This is a genomic window from Salicibibacter cibarius, assembly GCF_016495725.1.
GTDB lineage: Bacteria > Bacillota > Bacilli > Bacillales > Marinococcaceae > Salicibibacter > Salicibibacter cibarius.
This window is the reverse complement of sequence record NZ_CP054705.1, coordinates 523,588-545,098: the sequence shown is the minus strand read 5'-3', so window position 1 is coordinate 545,098 and position 21,511 is coordinate 523,588. Positions and strand designations below refer to the sequence as shown.

The window sequence follows — 21,511 nt, the reverse complement described above, 5'->3', positions numbered from 1 at the left end:
CTTTGCATCATGTCCCAAAGTGGATAAACCCCCAATCCGCCCTTAGGATTGGGGGTCTCCCTGATCGTAATTTAACTCGGCACTTCACCCTTTTTCACCCAATTGATCAAGCCGCCTTCGAGCATGATTTCGATTTGGCGTTCGGAGAGAGCGTGTTTGGTTTCGATTGTTTCTTTCCCGTTGACTTCAACGTTGATCTTGTTCGATTGCTGGATGGATTCTCGTACATTCGTCAGTTTGAGTACATCGCCTTGCTTGATTTTATCGTGGTCAGTTTCATTGGCAAATGTGAGCGGCAACACGCCGAAGTTAGGAAGGTTTTGCCAATGGATACGGGCGATATCCTTCGCGATGACGACACGAAGCCCTAAAAACCGTGGTGCAAGTGCAGCGTGTTCACGGCTGGACCCTTGCCCGTAGTTGCTGCCTCCAATGATCGCGTGACCGCCTTGTTCTTTTAGTTCCATTGCCCGGTCATAATAAGTTTCATCGACTTTTTCGAAGGTGAACTTGCTAATTTCAGGAAGGTTGCTTCGATAAGGGAGCACTCGTCCGCCGCCGGCAAGTATTTCGTCTGTAGAAATATTGTCACCGACTTTAAGGCCGACCGAGATTTCCAGTTCATCCGGGAGACTATCAAAATCCGGAATCGACGCGATGTTCGGTCCTTTTTCAATCTTGACTTGCCGCGCTTGTTCGAGCGGAAGTGGTTCATCAAGCAAGTCATTGTTGATGGTCGGCTCCGGTATATCGACCGTCGGATAATCCATATCAAGATCGCGCGGATCGGTGATTTTGCCGGTTAAAGCAGCTGCTGCCGCTACTTCGGGGCTGCATAAAAACACACTGTCTTCTCTCGTTCCCGAACGACCGGGGAAATTCCGCGGCACCGTACGCAAACTGTTTCTTCCGGATGCAGGCGCTTGCCCCATGCCGATACACCCGTTGCAACCGGCCTGGTGCAAACGACCGCCGGCGTCAATCAAATGAAATAGATTTTCTGTTTTGATAAGATCCGACAACGTCTGCCGCGATGATGGGTTCACATCGAGGGAGACGCCTTCGGCGATTGTACGACCTTTTACAATCTGCGCCACAATCGCGAAATCGCGGTAACCCGGATTGGCTGAGGAACCGATATACGTTTGATAGACAGGTTCACCCGCGACTTCACGAACAGGAACGACGTTGCCGGGACTGGAAGGCTTAGCAATCAGCGGCTCCAATTCGGACATGTTGATCTCCTCATCAATGTCATATGTGGCATCCGCGTCTGCTTCCAACGGAGTCCAGTCATCTCCGCGTTTTTCGGCGGTCAAAAAGTCTTTCACGTTTTCATCCGACGGAAAAACAGAAGTCGTTGCCCCGAGTTCCGCTCCCATGTTGGCAATCACGTGACGATCCATCGCCGAAAGCTTTTTCACGCCGGGACCGTAATATTCAATGATTTTGCCGCTGCCGCCTTTGACATCGTGACGACGCAACAATTCCAGAATCACATCTTTTGCGCTCACCCAATCCGGCAAATCACCGGTCAGCTTCACGCCCCACACTTGCGGCATTTTTACATAGAACGGTTTTCCGGCTGCTGCCATAGCAACTTCCATTCCGCCGGCACCGATGGCAAGCATCCCGAGCGAACCGGCCGCACACGTATGGCTATCCGAACCTAAGAGCGTTTTCCCCGGCTTGCCGAGTCGTTGCATATGGACCGGATGGCTTACCCCATTGCCGGCTTTGCTAAAATGGATGCCGAATCGTTGCGTCGCGCTTTGCAAAAACAAATGGTCATCGGGGTTTTTATGGTCTTCCTGGATTAAATTGTGGTCGACGTACTGCGCGGAAACTTCCGTTTTCACTTGATCGATGCCCATCGCCTCAAGCTCTAGCATGACAAGCGTTCCGGTTGCATCTTGAGTTAATGTCTGATCAATTTTCATGCCAATCTCTTCGCCTTGCTTCATGTCTCCGGAAACAAGGTGATCGCTGATCAATTTCTGTGTAACATTCATTCCCATGAAAAAACCTCCTCAGGGCTATGTCATCTCATAATTTTCCCTTTCCCTTATAGTGCTTATTTCAATCATATTTCATGCTTTTTTCGGGAAAATGATTGGGGAAAACGAAAAGCGGAGGCAGTCCTTCAAAGTATGCTATACTAGAAAAACAATAAACAACTGACCAGGGGTGGATGTTCACCTTGTCAACCTTCGTGCCATTGGCGCCCTGTTTCTCAGGGAGAAGGGAGGTGAACAGTCATGGTGATCACATTTGAAACGGCCATGCTTTGTGTGGCCGTAGCCACGTTAGTGGTCTTAAATGATGAAACGTGACGATCAAAAAAAGAAGTAACCATCCCCTGGGGCCTAATCCTAAAGGGTGGCTACTCTCATCTAAACAATAGGTGAACGAACCCCTTGGTAGGAGTTGTTCTATTGGAAGACCATCGGTGCAACCACACCGAGGTCTTTTTAAATATATGCCTTTTCTAAACTCAGTATACAATAACATCTTTCTGATGGCAAATTAACGAGAGGAGATCGAGCAAACATTACATTCTCCCAACCATACCCCCTCGATTAATCTGTCATTTTTACGTGATAATCTGGCACTTTCGCGATGGAATCTGTCACTTTCGGGTCATATTCTGTCATTTCCCGAAAAAACAAACCCCCCGGCTCACTAAGCCAAAGGGGTCCATCCTTATTCCTCTTCCAACGCTGCATCTAAAAACTCTGTATTCACCAATCCGTCAATATCGTCCGATTGCATGTATTCGGCTTCATAGCTGATGGTAGCCATATCTTGGAGGACGTCTTCATTAATTTCATACGTAGGATTTAACCGGTCGCTCGCTTCCAATGTTTCTTCATGATCGAGTTCATTTCCGGTAATCTCTTCAATATGGTCAATGAATATTTCAACGGCTTCTTCTTGATTTTCTTCAATAAAATCGACGGCTCGGATATGGGCACTTAGATAATCTTCGGTTAAATCCGGGTTCCCTTCCGTAAATGCATTGCGAGCCGTTACGACAGTTGTTGTTGATTCGGTTCCCCAGGCGAATTCTTCTTCATCGAGGAGGATATCGGCATCTGCTTGATTTTCCAAGTACACGCCCCACGGTTCCTGAGTGGCAGCAGCATCCACATCATCCTGCAGGAAAAGCGTTGATGTATCCGCCGGCGCTTGCGGCACCATACTTACCGTCCCCCCGGCATCCTCAACCTCCAATCCTGCTTCACTTAATGCTTCACGCAACATGATGTCTTGTGTGGAGCCGATGGTCGGAATGGCGACACTCATACCATCAAGGTCTTCGACATTCTCGATTTCCGCACCTTCCCGTGTGGCGAGGACGGCGCCTCCATTCACAGCACCGGCAATGATTTCATGTTCCGGATTCCGCTGATACGTCGTCGTTGCCGGTGACGGACCAACTGTCCCAATATCAAAATCCTCTGTGGACATGGCTTCCATAAACGCACTGCCGTCCGGAAAGGTCGATGTTTCAATATTGATATCGTCTCCGAATTCTTCTTCAAAATAACCATTTTCCAAAGCCACGACCGTTGTAATATGCGTGAAGTTCGGGAAATAGCCTATGTGAACTTCCTCCGCATTCTCTTCTGAACCGCCGCACCCGGCAACTCCCAATAAAAGAAAAGCACCTGCGCCGGCCATTATTTTTTTCATGTCATTCATCCTCTCCATTAAGCTCCAAGTCCCCATTTTCTAGCGACGGAGCGCTCCATTCTTAAGAATACTTGATTATCCATAATCGTCCCGATGATCCCGATCACGATCATAATCGACAGCACGAGATCCATCGATTGCAACGAACGGCCCATATCCAAAAGATAGCCAAGGCCACCAGCGGCGCCTAATAATTCACCGGCCATAATCGCTCGCCACGCAAACGCCCAAGCAACACGAAGGCCGGAAATGATGTGCGGCACCGAAGCGGGCAAAATCACCGTCCGTGCCAAATGCGTCCCCGATGAGCCCAACGTGCGGGCAGCATTCAAGTAAATGCTAGGGACATTTTTAAATCCGGCGCTGGAATTCACCGTCATCGTCCATGTCGCACCAATGGCGACAATAAATAAAATCGCCACATTCCCGAGCCCAAACCAGACGATCGCGAGCGGAAACCAGACAATACTCGGAATCGACTGCAAGGCAGTGACAAAAAAACCAAGCGTGTCATCGACCCATTTAAAACGGGCAATCAAAAATCCAAACGTAAGGCCGAGCACGATCGCAATGGAAAAACCGATTAATAAACGCCCAAGCGTCACCCCGGTCGCTTCCAGAATTTGACCCGTGATTAGGCCATCCACGAGTGTTCCCAATACAGTAATCCCGCCCGGATCATTCGGAATCAACAAAGGAGGAAACATGAATGTCGGGAACAGATTGGTTTTAGATATAATCTCCCATATGGTCACGATCACGATCACGAACAGCACTCGTCTTAAGGCGGTAATCATCCCCAAACTCCTCCTTCAACACTTTCTCCATCTCTTCTTCCAATTCGCTCATAATCCGTTTTTCCAAGTTTACGAGCACGCTGTCGGAAGGATCCCTCGGCCGCGCCGCCTGCACCGTAAATGATTTTTTAATTGCGCCCGGACGCGTGCTCATTAATAATACACGTTCCGAGAGCGTCAACGCTTCACGAATATTATGGGTAATAAAAAGAATCGTTTTTCCGGTCTTTTGCCAAATTTCCTGAAGCTCTTGATGCAAAATAATACGTGTTTGTTCATCAAGCGCGGCAAAAGGTTCATCCATTAAAAGCACGTCAGGATCCATGACGAGAGAACGCGCAATCGCTACCCGTTGCTTCATTCCGCCTGAGAGCTCATGGGGAAAAGCTTTCGTGAAATTGCCGAGATGGACCATCCGCAACCCTTCCATTGCCTTCTCTTCCGCTTCTTTTTTGCTCATTTTCTTCAAAAGCAAGCCATATGTAACGTTATCCAGCACGTTCATCCATGGAAACAACCCGCCTTGTTGAAAGACGACGACCCGGTCCGTCCCCGGTCCTTTTACGTTTTTGTCGTTAACCAACACCTCTCCTGAAGTGGGACTGTCCAAACCAGCAATTAAGTTTAGGATCGTGGATTTTCCACACCCCGAAGGACCCAATAAAGAAACGAACTCCCCTGCTTCAATCTTGAGATCTATATCATGGAGGACGTGGAGCGATTCTTTTTTACCTTTGGGAAACGTTTTATTTACTTGCTCCAAATGCACCTTCATCGGCAATCTTTCCTCCTTCACCAATCATAATCACAAGCATTCTTATAAGGATTATATATTAAATGCGAAAAAAACGTCAAGCGTTACTTTTTCAGCAAAAAAAAGAGCATGGGCATTAAAGTTGCCGCCATGCTCATTTGTCAGCTATTCATTTGTATTCCTATCCAGAAAAAACTTTACGATGAAAAGAAGAATATAAACCCCGAAGATAATAATCGCGAACCAATTCATCATCGTCATATTGTCAAAATCCATCGTAATGATCAAAAAGATGAACAACACGATCACGACGATGTCGACCCAGGAGAACAATTTATTCTTTTGCTCCTCTGCCATACGTACCCTCCTTGCGAAACGTCCTGCCACAATTATAATGTTGATCGATGGATTTGCAAACATTTGGTATAATCTTGGTAAAAACACGAAGGACTGATGCTCGATCGATCCCTTACTTCGAAACGGTATACTCTTAATGTTTTCTGGCTTCGTTTTACTCTTCTTTTTACTCTGGTTCCCCAACATGGGTTTGTTGCCATGGCTTATGATTTTAGCCGCAAGCATTGTCGTGAACGTAGCCGGTGTCATTCGATTGATCAAGTTTGTGCGGCAATCCTGAAACGTGCATTTGCGCGATACTGGTTTATTTTTTTCGGTATAAGACGGTAATCCCATCATATAGCTGTTTTATACAGTCACATAGAGGAGTGGATGCTTATTACCGATAGCGGGGGCAAAAGAACATTCCGATTCCATCTGTCCGAGTACAGGGAAAGGCTTTATCATACGAAGAAAAAGATGCAGGAAAAAGGGATGGATGTCTTGCTCATTACCGATCCGGCTAATATGAATTATCTCACCGGCTATGATGCCTGGACGTTTTATGTCGGTCAAATCGTAGTGGTGAGCGTTGATGAAGAGGAGCCGATGTGGATCGGGCGAGATCAAGATGTGAATGGCGCGCATATAACGGCTTGGTTGAATGAAAAAAACATTATTCCTTGCCCCGAAGCGTATTATCATTCCGATCAAAAACATCCGATGGATTTTTTCGCAAAGCTCGTTCATCTCATGGGGAAATCCAACCGGACGATCGGCGTGGAAATGGATATGTATTATTTCACGGCTACAACCTATGAAGCATTGAAACGCGCGTTGCCTAACGCAACCCTCAAGAACGCAAATGCGCTTGTGAATTGGGTTCGCCTCGTGAAATCCGATCAAGAAATTGAGTATATGAGAAAGGCGGCAACTTTGGCGGAAAATGCGATGAGCGTTGGCATTGAACAGATAGACGCTGGCGTGCGGGAAAACGAAGTCGTTGCCGACGTATACCATGAACTGATCGCCGGGACGGATAAGTTTGGCGGCGATTATCCGGCGGTGGCGCCGTTAATTCCATCGGGAGATGATACGAGCGCGCTGCATGTCACGTGGAGCGACCGAAAATTTCAGGCAAATGATTTTGCTATTATAAAGCTAGCAGGCTGTTTTTCCAGGTATCACGCACCGCTGTCGCGAACCATCGCCATTGGTGAAACGCCGGAGAAAATAAAAGAAGCCGGAAAACGCTGTGTAGAAGGATTACACGTTGCGCTTGGCACGATCAAACCTGGGGCAACATGTGAAGAAGTTGAAGCGGCCTGGCGGCGGTCAGCAGAAAAACACGGCGTTTTAAAAGATACCTTCCTTGGGTATTCCGTCGGCTCCAACTACCCGCCCGATTGGGGAAGCCATACCGCGAACCTTCGCCGAGGGGACCGGACAGTGCTAAAGCCAAACATGACCTTTCACATGATCCCGAGACTATGGATCGGTGATCTAGGCATTGAGGTGAGTGAAACGTTGCGGGTGACGGAGAACAAGTGCGAAACATTGACGGAGTTCGAGCGGAGATTGTTTGTGAAATAATCAAAAGATCAAACTCGTTCGGACACTTTCAGGCATACGAAGAAAAAGTGTCCGACGTGCATCCCATCCTATCAATTCCCACACCACAACCCGGGCGAAAATCCTATGATATACTATGGATGGAGGTGAAATAAATGAAAAGATCGCAAGATAAAAAATCGACCATCCAAGAACAACCCGCGACTTATGATGATTATGCACAACTTCCCGATGACGGTCGTCGTTACGAATTAGCCGCCGGCGCGTTAGAATTGATGTCACCCGCTCCCACGCCCAAGCATCAAGTGATTTGCTCCAGGCTGCTATCCACCCTAATGGGAAGTTGTGAAAATGAATACATCTCAGTTGTCTCGCCCATCGACCTTATTTTAGCAAACACGGAAGTTCGTCAGCCTGACCTTATTATGATCCACCGTAACAATAAGGAAATCATCACACAGCGAGGCATTGAGGGCACGCCTGATTTGGTGGCTGAAATCTTATCCCCGCATTCCATCAAAAGAGACAAGCAAGATAAACTTTACACATATGAAAACTACCAAATCCCCGAGTATTGGATTGTCGATCCTGCCAACGAAACATTGGAACAATATGTTCTGACCGAACAGCATTATAAACTTGAAAATATCTTCGAAAAAAAAGATAATGTCCATTCCGAGCGTATTCCATGCGTTTCTTTTGCCATGGAGCAAATTTTAGATGCAGCGGGTGATTTGCCGGGTTAAGGCGAATTATCGCATTACCGAGTGAACCTTGTGAACGAACACCTCTGAAAATTTTTCCATTCCCCTAACTTAATTACGGTCACTCCCCGAAACACACACGACTTCCCAAAGATCTGATTGTTCCAACTGATGGGCGAGTCGCAAAAGAAGATCCTCATTTCCTTTCGACGCCATCGCCTGCACGCCGATGGGCAATCCGTTTTCGGCGATGTGAACGGGCATGGACGCCGCTGGTTGTCCGGTTAAATTCGCCAACTGGGAAAAAGGGGAATACGTGAGACTCGGCAAAAACATATCATACAAAACCGGAAGCGGGTCGTGTTTTTCACGTTCGATGGCCCGGATAAGTGTCTGGCGTTCAGCTTGAGAATGCGTGAGTTCACCGACACTCGGTGCGGTATACGCGGTTGCCGGTGTTAAATAAAGATCATACGCATCATGAATTTCGGCCATTTTCGCCGCGGCAGTATCCCATGCTGCCAAGCTGCGCGTGAACGTTGCCGCGCTCACGGTTTGTCCCGCTTCACTGAGCACCCACGTTTCGATTTCTATATCATCAGGTGTAAGCGAGCGCCCGAGTGATTCCTCGATATTCACCCTCAACGCGGACATTTCACCACTGTTCATGAGGTAGTACTGTTCCATTAGCGCCACGCCGTCGATCCCGTTATCGACCTCTTCAACCTCATGCCCTTCCGTTTCCAGAAACGTTAACACTTTTTGGAGCGCTTCCTTCGCATCTTCAGAAACTTCGGTTCCCACAGGCGAACGATTTGAAAAAGCTATCCGCAGCGGCTTCGAAAAAGGTTTGGACATATCGTCTGCATAAACCCCTTCATATCGAGGCCAATGAAAAGCAGCTTCCGGCTGCAGAACTTGCAGGCCATCAAGGAGCACGGCGCTGTCCCTAACTGTCCTTGAAAGCACGAAATCGGTGGCCGCGCCTTGCCATTGCCGACCGATCCCCGGCCCGACAGGCATGCGTCCTCTTGTTGGTTTTAATCCGAATAGCCCCGTAAAAGAAGCGGGTATTCGAATGGATCCACCGCCGTCACTCGCGCCTACCATCGGCACAATCCCAGAAGCAACAGCAGCCGCAGATCCACCGCTTGATCCACCCGGGGAATGATTTACATTCCAAGGATTCCTCGTAGGGCCGAAGAGCTCCGGCTCCGTAATATTCTTCAAACCGAACTCCGGCGTATTCGTATAACCTGTAAAAACAAATCCTTGCTCACGCAACTTTTGGACGAGGTAGCTATCCTGTTTCGCGATATTACCCTTCATCAACTTCGCCCCTGCCGTCATTGGCTCCCCTTTTATCGTTTGAGAGATATTTTTCAAAAGAAGGGGCACACCGGAAAAAGGGCCAGGCGAATGTTGTTGATTTCTCGCGTGCTCATTTCGGTCGTAAATGACGGCATTCAACGTGGGATTCACTTTTTCTTTACGTTGCGTACTAGCATCGACAAGTTCAACGTGGGTGATGTCTCCATTTTTGACCATTTTCGCCATTTCCGTAGCGTCCAACGATAAGTATTGATTTTCAGTGAGCATAGCGGCACCTCTTTTGAAACGAATTCTATTCATTTGCGTTTCCTTTTTTCGAATTCAAACGATGTTTTCGGTCTTATTTCGGTATACTCAATATCATTGCTGCTATGTGATGCTTAAGAAAAAGATCAGATGTGCTTGGTCAAGAGGAAGCGCACCTCAAGCATCGGTTAAATTTTCACGTATGACAGCCCGAGTAAGCAGGTACGTATTAAAATCCCCACACGTCAATCGTAACGTCGAGGGCTTTTTTCCAGACTTCGTAGAATTCTTTTACCGTTTGGAAACGGTACTCTTTTTGTTTGCTGGTGGCTCTTTTTGCGACTTTATGGATAGGGCTTTCAGCTAAACTTGGATCTTTGCCCAGAAATGAAAAAGCGGCTGCACCCATTCTATAAACATTCGTTCGCTCATCAAGAATTTCGCCGATTTGGAACTCCTCCGGTGCCATGAAACGCCTTGAGCCGGGCGGACGTTCCAAGTCATTGGTGAACGGTGCCCTTTCGTAATGGCCAATATCACAGATTTTCACTTTCCCGGCGTCCTTATCATAAATGAGGCTCTCATCGCGAAAACCGACCGATACGAACTTCTTTTTCTCGACAAATGCGTGGAACGCGTAGATCGTATCCAATATGTTCAGTCTTTCTTGAAAAGTTAAATGATCAATGTTCAGATGTCGCATATTCTTTCCATCTGCCCAGTCAAATTGGAGAACATAGCCGTTTTTTAATTCTTCGTGATGGACGAGGCGGACGAGGGAAGGGTGCTTCAAAAATTCATAGTTCAATTTCGCTTTTTTTAATTGTTCAACTGCATCGTCCGTTTTTCCGAAATACCTTAATGGCTGAGCGCCGGCATATTTAATAAACCGTTTCACACCGGTCGATTTAACACCAAAACAAAGATTGCCGGAAGCTTGATCATTAAACACGGTGAATACGTTTCCGAACTTCTTTAGCCAGCGAAAATCATGTTTTTCCTTCAATGCAAACGCAACATCGTCCATTTCATGCCAAATCACATTAGCCCCTCCCCGCCATTTTCTACGACTATATCATACTGAAGACAATTGATAATGCATCTTTCGTTGCACTCTACACATAATATGCTGACTTCCATAAATTATGGATGCCAGCATAAAGGTCTTCTGTGATTTTGATTTATCATATGGAACCTCTTTCGATTGTTAATCTTCCTTTATTTTTGTTTCCTCAACCATATCCGAGTGAAATATAAGTACGATTTTATGTTAAAATATTAGCGGGAGGAGGTGGGAGAAATGAATGAAGAGACAAAAAAGCAATTAGACAGGTTGTTAGACCAGATGTATAGCATACTCCACATGGTAGACAATGATGAAGCGGTCAGTTACATAGAATGGATGTTACAAAAAGCCCAATTACGGTATCAACAACAATATAAAAAACACCTTTTTCCGATCCTTTATCGTCACATATATTGGGCGCATTGGGGAATCAACGTGGGCAACGAGCAGGATAAGCATCGGCCTGTATTAGTCATTCGATCCGAGAAAAAATCACCCATTTGTGCAGTGGTTCCGTTAACAACACAACGGTTGGAAGATCGGCTTTGGTATCATATAGATTTGAAAGGTTTGAACAATACCGCGTTAGTCGAACACTTTCGAGTGATTTCAAAAGATCGAATTGACGGACAGCTCCGTAAGGCTGGTGACTTTGCAAAAGCTGTGGATGAAGACATGCAACAGATTCTGAAAGAAATTAAACGATTGTACGCGACACCCCCTCCCAAACGTAAAAAGTGATTGACACAAGCCAGGAAAGTTGCTATGATATTCTTACATTACTAGTCCGTAGTTTAAAAACTACGTTTATTATGACTCATTCTGAAAAACAGCCTAAAGGCTGTTTTTCGTCTATCTACATGATTTTTAAGGAATCACATATACTAAACATACATTACGCGATCCACAGCTGAAACGCTGTGTTAGTAATGACGCAGGAGGCCCACTGGCCTCCTTTTTTCATGTCTTCAAAAACACTCCACCATCCTTACACATACTTCTCCACAATCCCCAAAAACAGCTTCCCGATATTGAGCAATGCCTCTTCATCAAAATTAAAGCGGGGGTGATGGTGGGGATAATGAGTGCTCTCGTCGTCCGTCCGTGCTCCGACGTGGAAAAACGCGCCCGGCTTTTCTTCCAAATAAAAAGCGAAGTCTTCCCCGCCGAGATGAGCCGACCTGGAAATCGGCGCTCCCTCTCCCAACGCTTCTTCTGCCACCTCGCCAAGTATGCCCGTTTCCTGCGCATGATTTACAAGTGGCGGGTACCCGTTCAAATAATCAACGTTGCAGATCACATGCGTCGACGCTTCCACGCCTCCTACGATCGAACGGATTTCCTCCTCGATTTGCTCGCGTGTTTTTTGAGTGAATGTTCGCACCGTGCCTTCAATATGCGCCGAATCCGCGATCACGTTAAACGCGGTTCCCGCTTGAAAAACACCAACGGTTACGACCGCTGTATCCATTGGGTCTACGCGCCGGGCGACGATTTGTTGCAGTTCAGTAACAAGCTGCGTTCCCGCAACCACGGCATCTTTCGTATGATGCGGACGCGCGCCGTGACCGCCTTTGCCTTGAACATGAATGGTAAATGCATCTACCGCCGCCATAATCGGACCGCTCGTGACGTTGACTTGCCCGAGGGGGATATCGGAGGCGACATGAGCGCCATAAACAGCGTCTACCCCCTCAAGACAGCCGTCTTTAATCATCTCTTGCGCCCCACCCGGTGGCTTTTCTTCCGCATGCTGAAAAAGAAAAACGATCGTCCCGTGTATGTCTGTCTTTTTTTCCGCCAAAACACTTGCGACGCCGAGCAACGCCGCCGTATGGCCATCGTGGCCGCATGCATGCATCACGCCGGGATTTTGGGATTTATAGGATACATCGTTTTCCTCTTCAATCGGCAGCGCGTCAAAATCTGCGCGAAGGGCAATCGTCGGACCGGGTTTTTCGCCGCGAAGGTAAGCAACAACGCCGCGACCGCCGACGTTTCGTTTCACTTCCAATTCTAACGCTTCCAGCTTCTCGGCAATAAACGCCGGTGTTTCAACTTCATGAAAGGAAAGCTCCGGATAGGTGTGCAAGTGGCGCCGCCACTGCACAACATCGGAAAACAATGCTTCTAGTTTTTCAATATCTGCTAAGGTCATCGGTATCCCTCATTTTTATCGTTTTTTCCGTGATGTTTTCGGCTCCAATAATTCGCGAGGATCGGTCCCGAAATATTGTGCCATACGCTAAAAATCGCGCCGGGGAGAGCAGCCAAAGGGCTGAAATGGGCAGCTCCAAGACCGGAAGCAAGACCTGAATTCTGCATCCCAACCTCGATGGAAACCGCCCGGCATTGGGCGGGATCGACGTTTAATAACTTCGCGATCCAATAGCCCAACAAATAACCGCCGCCATTATGAAGAACAGCTGCGGCAAATATCGGGAGCCCCACATCAATAATGTTATCCGCATTTGCAGCCACGACTCCCATAACGATCAGAATAATCGCCGTCACGGAAACAAGCGGCAACGCCGTTGTCACCTTCTGGACCCCTCTGCTAAAGAAGGAATTAACGATAATGCCAAGAATAATCGGAATAAGGACAATCTGTGTAATCGAAAGAAAAAGATCAAACGGATCTACCGGGAGCCAGTTATTGGCAACCAAATACATGATAAACGGCGTGGCAATAGGCGCGAGTAGCGTGGAAAGCGTCGTCATCGTTACCGATAAAGGCACATCTCCTTTCGCCAAATAAACCATTACGTTAGAAGCTGTCCCGCCGGGTACCGATCCCAAAAGAATAATCCCTATGGCAATTTCAGGCGGAAAACCGAATAACCAGACAATGAACAGCGCGAGCAGCGGCATTACCGTAAATTGCAAAAGAACGCCAATAATGACATGGGCAGGTTTTTTGAAAATCATCGAGAAATCCGTCGCCTTTAACGTTAAACCCATGCCAAACATGACGATCCCGAGAAGAATATTTATCGCATTTGACAAGACGGCTAATTCCGAAAAAAAATAAGCAAAAACCGCGGCTAAGATGACGAGCGGGGCAAAGTATTTGCCGGCCCAGTGGCTAATGTTTGTAAGTGTGTGCAATGCAGTGTCGCTCCTTGTGATGGTGTAAATAAAAGGGGAAATATCCCAACTTAATCATAGGGGTTTTCTTTGATTCCTAAGTGATCGGAGAGAGCCTTTTGGAGCAGACGAGAATAATTCACTTGGTGATCTTTAGCAACATCATCCATCCATTTCGGAATGGTGAGTGTCTTTTTCACAGCTTGATTCCACATTTCATAACGAAATGGAGGCATCAAAACCTCGATGAGGACAATCGATTGGCCCTCGTCAACTTTGATTTGTTTGGTTGGCGTAGGTTCAGGAATTTTATCTTTGTCTTCTTCCATACCAAATAGATGAAGCGCCATTGCTTCTTTGGACATGGACAATGCTTCTTCATCATCAACGCCTGCAGAAAAACAACCGGGGAGATCAGGGAAAGAAACGGAAATTCCATCGTCCGCATATTGAAAAATGGCTGGATAAATATAACGATTTTTTTTCAATCTACCACCACCTCCTTTAAATTTGAACCATACGTTTATTCTAACCCCGCCTGTTCAAGGATGGATTTTACTGTTTTCTTCGGGAGATCTTTCTTAGGGTGAGGAACAGTGACCTTTCCGGTTTTGAAGGGGGTGTTTGAATTGATGGTGACTCCCTCTTGCCCTAATTAGATACCAACCGTCCTTTTCAATTCGTTTAATAACATCTTTTGAATGGATCTTTACTCTTCCCTTCTAAACCTAATTTAACACGTATTTCTATACGTGTTAAGATGCTGCAACGAAATTAGGCGAAAAATAATCGGGGCGCGTGTCAACAATCCAAAAAATGATAAAATTTCTTGGTTTCCTATTTTCTTACGCGAGTTCACTTCTAACCACACAGTGGAGATCATTCAAATATTATTATTTTCATCGCATGGTACCGTTCTTCTTTTGTTGTATCAAGCACCCCGCGTGTGCTTCGTTTAATTTTCCCTTACAATAATGTTATGATGGGTTCAGGATAAAATAAGGAGGGACAAGCCCTAATGAATGTACAAGCCGAACCAACACCAAACCCGAATGCGATGAAGTTTACTGCTGACCAAACAATTTTCGAATCAAGCACTTCCTTGAAAAAAGGAGAAGAAACGGACCACCCGACCGCGAAAAAATTACTCGTGATTGAAGGTGTCGACAACATTTTCGGCATCAATGATTTCGTTACCGTCAATAAAACCGAAGATGCCAACTGGGATGATTTGTTGCCCGAAATTGAAAAAGCATTCGAAGACTAGTAAAAAACGGGAGAGCCAAAATGGCTCTCTTTTCTAATCTTCCGGCCGTTTTCCCGGGTCCAAGTCCGTCGTTGTCGCTGTTTTTACCGGTTTTACCGTAAGATCGGAATAAACACGGTTTTGGCAAGATAGTCGGATCTTCGGATCAGTAATTCCCTTATCGTTAAGGATCGCTGCCTCAGCTTCCCCTTTCGGACCTAATTCCCCTTCCAGCACCTCACACCTGCACGTCGTACACTTTGCATTTCCACCGCAACGGTGCAAAATATCAATGCCATTGTCTTCCAGCGCAAGAACGAGTTTTTTTCCTTCTTCCACTTCAAATGAGTGTTTTCCATCTACATGAACCGTCGGCATCTTTTACATCGCTCCTTTATGTATGATCTACGTAAATCTTAACACATTCTTCGGATTTTTTGATAAAATACAGAACAGAAAAGGAGTTGGAGCAACCATGTACTTAGACGATATTCTGGCGCACAACAGGCAATTTATCGGTTCGAATCAATATGAGGGATATAAAACGAGCAATCTGCCAAACCAAAAATCTGTCATATTGACGTGTATGGATACGCGCTTAATCGAATTATTGCATGCAGCCATGAACATCAAAAACGGAGATGTAAAAATGATCAAAAATGCCGGTGGGATGATTACAAGCCCTTATGGCAGTGGTGTTCGCAGCCTGCTTATCGCGGTTCATGTCTTACAGGCGGAGGAAGTGATCATCATCGGGCATAAAGATTGCGGGATGCAACAACTCGATCCTTCATTCGTGATGGAGAAAATGGAAGCAAAAGGGATTTCAAAGGAGAAAATTCAAACTGTTACAGATGATGGGATAGATGTTGCGGAGTGGTTGGCAGGATTTGAAACGGTTGAAGAAGCAGTCGAAAACAGTGTGAGTATTGTAAGGGAACATCCGCTCATGCCGGACTCTATCGCGGTTCATGGCCTGGTTATTGATCCGGAAACCGGAGAGCTCTCCCTCGTGACACGCGGATATGATGCGTGAAGGCAAAACAGCACCGCCCGCAGGATTGTTTCAGCGGGCGGTGTTTTTACGCGGAACCTTTTAATTGGCTGATAAATCTTCCGATTCGGCTGATATAATGCCGTTTTTGGCTGATAAGTTTCAGGTGCCGCTTCCCGGTATCAGCTCCGGCCATTAAAAAGACGCACCCTGACGTTTCAGCCAGCATGCGCCTCTTCCCTATTGATCTACGATTCTTCGTCATGGTCTTTTTTCTTTAAACGGTTCTCAAACTTGTCCAATTGTCTTGTCGCAAAGTCGCGGCCTCCGATCCCGAAGGAAATGGCGAACGCGACAGCCAAACCACCGAGGATCAAGAGAAAGGCAATGTTTACAATCGAGCTTGCAAACCCAAGCTGCTCCAATGTCATAAATACAGCAAAGAGAATAACGGTATATTTTACGATCAGCGCCGAGAACGAGCTGCGCGTGTAGCGAACAATTGCTTTTTCAAGGAAATTCCCGGCGACAAGCCCGAGCCCAATGATCAGCAGTGCACTGATAAGCATTGGCAAATAGATAATAATGGCATTACCGATTTGATTGAGCACGGTTAAATCAATGACTTCCAATGCTTGAACCGTGAAGAACAGAATGATCAACACTTGAACAATTTTACCGAGGACATCCGGTAGATCAAATTTCTGGTCCTCTCTCGGACCGAAGCCGATCGCTTCGTACACGCGATTAATATTTGTCCGATTTAACAAACCGGTTAACAGGCGGGCAACAAAAGTGGCGATATAATAACCGGCAATCACAAGAATAATCGCGACAAACAAGCTTGGAATGATGTTCATTATCGTGCTCAGCACGACAACAATCGGTTCGGAAATCGTTTCTATGCTTAACGCTTCCAAGGCAATGATGACAATAGGAATTAATACGATCACCATGACTATATTTGCCAGTGTCGTGGAGAGCTTCGCTGGGTCCGGCCTCTCCACCTGATTGGACCGCAGTTTATCAAAAAAACGATCAAAATTGACAGTATCCAGCGCACTTTGCACAAGATTGCGGACCAAACGGGCAATTAAAATGCCAACGATTAAAATAATCGCCGCCAGTAACAGATTAGGTAAAAATAGAAGCAACGACTCCATCATATTTGAGATTGGCTGCGCCACGGATGTCATATTCAACGCATCCAAAATACTGGGCACAAACAGGATGAAGACTAAATAATAGCCGATGGATCCGGCGGACACCGCCAGTTGTTCGCGACTGTCTTTGTTTTCATTTCGCTCGCTCCTGCTTCCATTTGATGATTCTTGTTCCTTAAAATCAGGCAATTTTATTTTCCGGATCACAGCTGAAATAATGCCCTTTACAATTTTCGCGATCACCCACGCCAACAACAATAACAAGAGGGCCGTTATAATATTGGGCACGGCTTGCAAAAGTTGTGAAAGCATATTTTCCATTTCATTCATTTTCCATTCACTCCCATTATAATATGTAATATAATATAGAGTTACCCCAGTACTATATTTGATAAACATAAACAATGCGTTTCAAACAAAATTTTTTGTGATAAGATACATTTAAACGATTTTTTTTAGAAAGTTGTGTTCAATCTTGAAGATAAAAAAGAGAAACCATACGGTCTACCCCATTATCGTTCCCGTGAGCTATAGTCTGAAAAGCATTAATTTCTACTTATACCAATCCGGTGACACCCTAGCCTTGATCGACGCAGGGTTAAACAATGAAGAATGCTGGAATGCCTTATTGGAAACATTGAAAGCAAATGAATTTTCGCTACAGGACATAACGCAAATTTTGTTAACCCATCATCATGTCGATCACGTCGGTCTTGTCGATCGAATCGTAAGCGAGCATCCGATTCCCGTATACGCCCATCCCTACTCCATCCCTCGTTTGAAAAGAGAGCGGGATTTCATGGAGCGAAGGGTGGAATTTTTTGCAACGTTATATAAAGAAGCCGATTGCGGGGAAGCCGGTGAAACCCAAGTTCGTTATTTAAAGAATGCATTGCAAAAAAATGAAAAGAAGGCGATGCAGACAGACGTTCATTCCTTCGACCAAGCACGAATGGATCTTGAAATTATGGAAGTGCCCGGCCACGCCCCGGACCAAGTTTCATTTTTCCACGCAGAAACAGGTTTGCTGTTCGGCGGCGATTTGCTCATTCAACATATCTCCAGCAACGCGTTGGCCGAGCCCGATTTCGAAGGACGCAGGCAACGTTCGCTTCTTCAGCATATGGAGTCAATGAAAAAAGCAGGATCCCTGGAACCAACAACGGTTTATTCAGGCCATGGCGAAATCATTCATAACGCACCCGCTTTGGTAGAAACCCGGCTCATGGAAATCGAAGAGAAGGCAGATAAACTTAAGCATCTCATCAATGAAGGCGTAATGACCGCCAACGCCCTCGCGAAAACCTATTATGAAAAAAGATACAGCACCCAATTCCCACTGGTTATGTCGGAAATTATCGGTCATTTGGATTATTTGGAAGCAAAAGAGCGCGTGGGGAAAGAAAAACAGGCCGGGGTGTGGCATTATCATTTGACGTAAACCCATTTATTGAGCGTATAAATCTACAGAATCTCGCATATTATGGCGTCATCGGGTAATGATGACGCCATAAAACAACTCAATTTATACATTTAATGGCGCCCAAAAATGCGTTCCCTATTTTTGTACTTTTACGCTCTTTTCACTCTCGTTGAATTTTGCTTCAACGGAAAAAAGAACGGTGAGCGTCAATCAGCAGCCACACTTCCCTCTTTCCCCTTTATTATAACAAAAGCATAAATAAACAGAACCGGGGAATGATGAGCACGTAAGGGGGTGTGGAAATTATGGCCAGAATCGGAGTGGAAGCCTCACTATCGGATGTACAGGCAGCCCTGGAAGAAAAGGGGCATGACGTCGTTGCGTTGCAACAAGAACAAGACGCAATGGATTGCGACTGCTGCGTTACCACCGGCATGGACAGCAATGTCATGGGGATGAGCGATACAGTTTCTGAGGCCCCGGTCATTGAAGCTCAAGGATTAAACGCCGAGCAAGTTTGCAACGAGGTAGAAGAACGCTTAAACCTCGCAGAGTAGGGAACCCGAGCCAGGGTTCCTTTTTTTGTGCTATATACATGGCATAAAAGATTTATAATTTGATACAAAGGCGTTTCCTGACTCTTTCCGGGTCCTTATTGATCTTAGCAATGAAGGATTGGACGGCTTCGCGAATCTGTCCAACGGTCTCATAGAAGACATTATAGATCACCGATTTTTTCAGCCATCTCCATAGGCCTTCGATTAAATTCAATTGTGGGCTATATGGCGGGAGAAACATGAGTTGGAGTTGATCCGCATGTTCCTTTAAAAAAGGTTGAATAAGTTTCGCATGATGAATCTTGGAATTGTCCAGAATCATCCTGATATATTCACAGAAATTCGCAAATGAATGATTAATCCCCTGATCATAGGGCATACAGCTGAAATGAATGTTCATCTAATAAATGAAAAAAGAATCCGTTTCTGTTAGAGTTAAATCAAGGAAAAAATAACCACAGAAAGGATTCTTCTGATGACTACTTTAACGCAAATAACCCTGGATTTCAATCGCAAAATGAAGCTGTCGAATGATGGAGGTGCTCTTTCCTCTGATACAGGTGAGATCTTATTTCGAGAGTTCGAGGAAAAACTTGGTTTCTTTCGCACCTTGGATAAACATCTGGATCTGAAAGACGAAAGAGTGTATCATTTTCATTCGAATGAGCAAATGCTTCGACAAAAAATTTATCAGATGATTGCCGGCTATGCTGAAGATGATGCGGCGGATAAATTAACAAATGATCCTGTGTTTAAGCACATCATTGAAACGGATGCGTTAGCCTCTCAACCCACTTTATCTCGCTTTTTCCCGCGATTTAATGAGGAATCGACCGACCAACTCAATCAGGCCAATCAGGAGCTTTTAGATAAAGTCCACCAAGTGAGGGGCTCAAAGAGTCTTATCTTTGATTTGGACTCCACACATGCCGATACATACGGCGAGCAAGAATCTACAGCTTTCAATGCCCATTACGGAACCGTCGGCTTTCACCCGATGGTCGCTTTCGATGGCCTGACCGGTGATTTTATGAAGGCTCAACTCCGACCGGGCAACGTCTATACCTCTAATGGGGTTGTGGATTTTGTGAAGCCCCTGATCACCCATTACAATGAAACGTTTCCAGAAACGATCCCGTTTCTGCGCGGGGACAGTGGCTTTGCGGTTCCAGAGTTGTACAAGTTATGTGAAGACGAATCCGTCTATTACGTGATTCGTTTGAAGTCCAACCCAAACCTGCAACGACTGGCAGAGGAACTTCGTCCTTCAACGATGCCATCTGACGTTACACAATCCGAATACTATTATGAGGAAACCGAGTACCAAGCGAAATCATGGGCCAAGCCCCGAAAAGTCATCATTCAATCGGTTCGTCCGGCTGGCGAATTGTTTTTCACACATGCATTCTTTGCCACAAACCTATTCGATGCCTTCTCTCCCAAGGAGGTCGTCCGCTCTTACCAAAAACGTGGAACGATGGAGAATTATATTAAGGAAGCCAAAAATGGTTTTGACTTGGATCGAATGAGTAGCCATTCGTTTCAAGCCAACGAAGCAAGGATGATGTTCAGCTTGTTAGCGTACAATTTAACCAACTGGCTGCGCACGCTCTGTTTTCCGGAAGAACAAAAAAGCATGCAAATCCAAACCATACGATCGAAGGTCATTAAAGTGGCAAGCAAATTGGTGAAATCAGGGCGTTCGCTTTATTTCAAATTATCTTCAAGCTTTGTCTACGAAACCTTTTTCTGGAATGTGCTCAATCGTATTCAAAGGCTAAAATTAGAGTGACATGCAATTTTTTTAAAAGCCATTTCAAGACCAAGGGATACGTATGTCCAAAAAAGGGCATTTTTCAGCGGTTGTCATTGTACCTCTTTACAATTTCAATTATTACGCCTCATTTTTGTGAACAAAACCGAATAATGGTGGGATTTGATGTTTCATTCCGCTTTCACTTGGAAGTATGAATAATTCAGGATCATGACGATTTTTTGATTGGGGTACGTCTCAAGCACCTTTTTTAAAAATGACAAAAACACTTTAGCGTCATATCTTTCTTCTTCGACACAAAACGTTTCGCCCGTTTCATAATCAAGGGTTCCTAATAACTTGACGCCACGGTGTTTCCCATAAGTCGGGATCATCTTTTGTTGGCCTTTTGGAAACCAAGTATTGGCTAATGCCTGATAATCTCGGATCATGCTTTCATCTTGGAACAGAATTCGATCAATTTCGCCCTCCTTCATTTTTTTTTAGCCGTTTCAAAATCTTGTTTGAAGGCTTCTTGCTTTGCCGGATCCGCTTTTTTCAATGTATAGGTTGGTTTTGTGTAACTGAATCCAAGGCGGTAAAGCAACTGACGAACACCGCGGTCAGAATAGGTAACATCAAAGGTGTGCTTGATCCAATCTTGGAGCATGAATGATGTCCAATTCATCTCAGCTGGGAAACCGACATCAACGGGTTTAGACTCAACGATGAGTTGATAGACTTCCTGCTCCTGCTCATCCGTCAATAATCTTGGTCGCCCAGGC

At 45.7% G+C, this 21,511-nt stretch carries 22 protein-coding genes and 2 pseudogenes; 8 read left to right on the top strand and 16 right to left on the bottom strand.

Features of this window, described 5'->3' with window-relative positions; genetic code table 11:
- Window positions 1–71 precede the first annotated feature (71 nt).
- The 5 genes from HUG15_RS02905 to HUG15_RS02885 all read right to left on the bottom strand — a co-directional run bounded on the left by HUG15_RS02905 (window position 72) and on the right by HUG15_RS02885 (window position 5,604).
- Window positions 72–2,018 (bottom strand): aconitate hydratase, encoded by a 1,947-nt coding sequence (locus HUG15_RS02905; protein ID WP_200126876.1) that lies wholly within the window; start codon window positions 2,016–2,018, stop codon window positions 72–74.
- 685 nt (window positions 2,019–2,703) lie between these two features.
- Window positions 2,704–3,696, bottom strand: coding sequence for an ABC transporter substrate-binding protein (locus HUG15_RS02900; RefSeq protein ID WP_200126874.1), 993 nt, complete (start codon window positions 3,694–3,696; stop codon window positions 2,704–2,706).
- A gap of 17 nt (window positions 3,697–3,713) precedes the next feature.
- On the bottom strand, window positions 3,714–4,493 hold the full coding sequence (locus tag HUG15_RS02895; protein WP_200126873.1) for an ABC transporter permease: 780 nt from the start codon (window positions 4,491–4,493) through the stop codon (window positions 3,714–3,716).
- Window positions 4,426–5,268: an ABC transporter ATP-binding protein gene (locus tag HUG15_RS02890; protein ID WP_200126872.1), complete on the bottom strand. Its 843-nt coding sequence runs from the start codon at window positions 5,266–5,268 to the stop codon at window positions 4,426–4,428. Before HUG15_RS02890 ends, HUG15_RS02895 begins: the two co-directional genes overlap by 68 nt.
- Window positions 5,269–5,412: 144 nt before the next feature.
- Complete coding sequence (locus tag HUG15_RS02885; protein ID WP_200126871.1) at window positions 5,413–5,604, bottom strand: hypothetical protein; 192 nt, start codon at window positions 5,602–5,604, stop codon at window positions 5,413–5,415.
- A gap of 372 nt (window positions 5,605–5,976) precedes the next feature.
- On the opposite strand from HUG15_RS02885, the gene HUG15_RS02880 reads away from it, so the two are divergent.
- Window positions 5,977–7,176, top strand: coding sequence for a M24 family metallopeptidase (locus tag HUG15_RS02880; RefSeq protein WP_200126870.1), 1,200 nt, complete (start codon window positions 5,977–5,979; stop codon window positions 7,174–7,176).
- Between the two features lie 134 nt (window positions 7,177–7,310).
- Complete coding sequence (locus tag HUG15_RS02875; RefSeq protein ID WP_200126869.1) at window positions 7,311–7,901, top strand: Uma2 family endonuclease; 591 nt, start codon at window positions 7,311–7,313, stop codon at window positions 7,899–7,901.
- A 69-nt stretch (window positions 7,902–7,970) separates the two neighbouring features.
- On the opposite strand, the gene HUG15_RS02870 is transcribed toward HUG15_RS02875, so the two are convergent.
- Together HUG15_RS02870 and HUG15_RS02865 are read right to left on the bottom strand one after the other, a co-directional pair.
- Window positions 7,971–9,458 carry an amidase gene (locus tag HUG15_RS02870; RefSeq protein WP_200128814.1) on the bottom strand — a complete coding sequence of 496 codons (1,488 nt, stop codon included), beginning with the start codon at window positions 9,456–9,458 and terminating at the stop codon, window positions 7,971–7,973.
- A 208-nt stretch (window positions 9,459–9,666) separates the two neighbouring features.
- Window positions 9,667–10,479 carry a protein kinase domain-containing protein gene (locus HUG15_RS02865; RefSeq protein WP_200126868.1) on the bottom strand — a complete coding sequence of 271 codons (813 nt, stop codon included), beginning with the start codon at window positions 10,477–10,479 and terminating at the stop codon, window positions 9,667–9,669.
- A 258-nt stretch (window positions 10,480–10,737) separates the two neighbouring features.
- On the opposite strand from HUG15_RS02865, the gene HUG15_RS02860 reads away from it, so the two are divergent.
- Window positions 10,738–11,244, top strand: coding sequence for a type II toxin-antitoxin system PemK/MazF family toxin (locus tag HUG15_RS02860; protein ID WP_200126866.1), 507 nt, complete (start codon window positions 10,738–10,740; stop codon window positions 11,242–11,244).
- A gap of 247 nt (window positions 11,245–11,491) precedes the next feature.
- On the opposite strand, the gene HUG15_RS02855 is transcribed toward HUG15_RS02860, so the two are convergent.
- The 4 genes and pseudogenes from HUG15_RS02855 to HUG15_RS02840 all read right to left on the bottom strand — a co-directional run bounded on the left by HUG15_RS02855 (window position 11,492) and on the right by HUG15_RS02840 (window position 14,297).
- Window positions 11,492–12,661 (bottom strand): M20 metallopeptidase family protein, encoded by a 1,170-nt coding sequence (locus HUG15_RS02855; RefSeq protein WP_200126864.1) that lies wholly within the window; start codon window positions 12,659–12,661, stop codon window positions 11,492–11,494.
- Complete coding sequence (locus HUG15_RS02850; RefSeq protein WP_200126862.1) at window positions 12,658–13,611, bottom strand: bile acid:sodium symporter family protein; 954 nt, start codon at window positions 13,609–13,611, stop codon at window positions 12,658–12,660. The genes HUG15_RS02855 and HUG15_RS02850 overlap by 4 nt, the downstream gene beginning before the upstream one ends.
- Window positions 13,612–13,661: 50 nt before the next feature.
- Window positions 13,662–14,078: a type II toxin-antitoxin system HicB family antitoxin gene (locus HUG15_RS02845; protein WP_200126860.1), complete on the bottom strand. Its 417-nt coding sequence runs from the start codon at window positions 14,076–14,078 to the stop codon at window positions 13,662–13,664.
- 35 nt (window positions 14,079–14,113) lie between these two features.
- A pseudogene (locus HUG15_RS02840) lies at window positions 14,114–14,297 on the bottom strand (type II toxin-antitoxin system HicA family toxin).
- 311 nt (window positions 14,298–14,608) lie between these two features.
- Here HUG15_RS02840 and HUG15_RS02835 point away from each other — a divergent pair.
- Complete coding sequence (locus HUG15_RS02835; protein WP_200126858.1) at window positions 14,609–14,857, top strand: NifU N-terminal domain-containing protein; 249 nt, start codon at window positions 14,609–14,611, stop codon at window positions 14,855–14,857.
- 33 nt (window positions 14,858–14,890) lie between these two features.
- Here HUG15_RS02835 and HUG15_RS02830 read toward each other — a convergent pair whose 3' ends face one another.
- Window positions 14,891–15,214: a 2Fe-2S iron-sulfur cluster-binding protein gene (locus tag HUG15_RS02830; RefSeq protein WP_200126856.1), complete on the bottom strand. Its 324-nt coding sequence runs from the start codon at window positions 15,212–15,214 to the stop codon at window positions 14,891–14,893.
- Window positions 15,215–15,311: 97 nt separating this feature from the next.
- Between HUG15_RS02830 and HUG15_RS02825 the strand changes: the two genes are divergently transcribed.
- Complete coding sequence (locus tag HUG15_RS02825) at window positions 15,312–15,872, top strand: beta-class carbonic anhydrase (RefSeq protein ID WP_200126854.1); 561 nt, start codon at window positions 15,312–15,314, stop codon at window positions 15,870–15,872.
- Window positions 15,873–16,078: 206 nt separating this feature from the next.
- Here the strand turns inward: HUG15_RS02825 and HUG15_RS02820 are convergent, their stop codons facing one another.
- A complete protein-coding gene (locus HUG15_RS02820; RefSeq protein WP_200126852.1) occupies window positions 16,079–17,323 on the bottom strand; it encodes a mechanosensitive ion channel in 1,245 nt (414 codons plus the stop codon).
- A gap of 145 nt (window positions 17,324–17,468) precedes the next feature.
- On the opposite strand from HUG15_RS02820, the gene HUG15_RS02815 reads away from it, so the two are divergent.
- Window positions 17,469–18,434, top strand: coding sequence for an MBL fold metallo-hydrolase (locus HUG15_RS02815; RefSeq protein WP_246516469.1), 966 nt, complete (start codon window positions 17,469–17,471; stop codon window positions 18,432–18,434).
- Between the two features lie 287 nt (window positions 18,435–18,721).
- Window positions 18,722–18,973, top strand: coding sequence for a YkuS family protein (locus tag HUG15_RS02810; protein WP_200126850.1), 252 nt, complete (start codon window positions 18,722–18,724; stop codon window positions 18,971–18,973).
- Between the two features lie 52 nt (window positions 18,974–19,025).
- On the opposite strand, the pseudogene HUG15_RS02805 reads toward HUG15_RS02810, so the two are convergent.
- Window positions 19,026–19,301: pseudogene (locus tag HUG15_RS02805) on the bottom strand (transposase); the annotation flags it as partial.
- Between the two features lie 147 nt (window positions 19,302–19,448).
- On the opposite strand from HUG15_RS02805, the gene HUG15_RS02800 reads away from it, so the two are divergent.
- Complete coding sequence (locus tag HUG15_RS02800) at window positions 19,449–20,765, top strand: IS1380 family transposase (protein WP_200126848.1); 1,317 nt, start codon at window positions 19,449–19,451, stop codon at window positions 20,763–20,765.
- Between the two features lie 152 nt (window positions 20,766–20,917).
- On the opposite strand, the gene HUG15_RS02795 is transcribed toward HUG15_RS02800, so the two are convergent.
- Together HUG15_RS02795 and HUG15_RS02790 are read right to left on the bottom strand one after the other, a co-directional pair.
- On the bottom strand, window positions 20,918–21,178 hold the full coding sequence (locus HUG15_RS02795; RefSeq protein WP_211202328.1) for a transposase: 261 nt from the start codon (window positions 21,176–21,178) through the stop codon (window positions 20,918–20,920).
- Window positions 21,179–21,219: 41 nt separating this feature from the next.
- Window positions 21,220–21,492 carry a helix-turn-helix domain-containing protein gene (locus HUG15_RS02790; RefSeq protein ID WP_200126845.1) on the bottom strand — a complete coding sequence of 91 codons (273 nt, stop codon included), beginning with the start codon at window positions 21,490–21,492 and terminating at the stop codon, window positions 21,220–21,222.
- Window positions 21,493–21,511 lie beyond the last annotated feature (19 nt).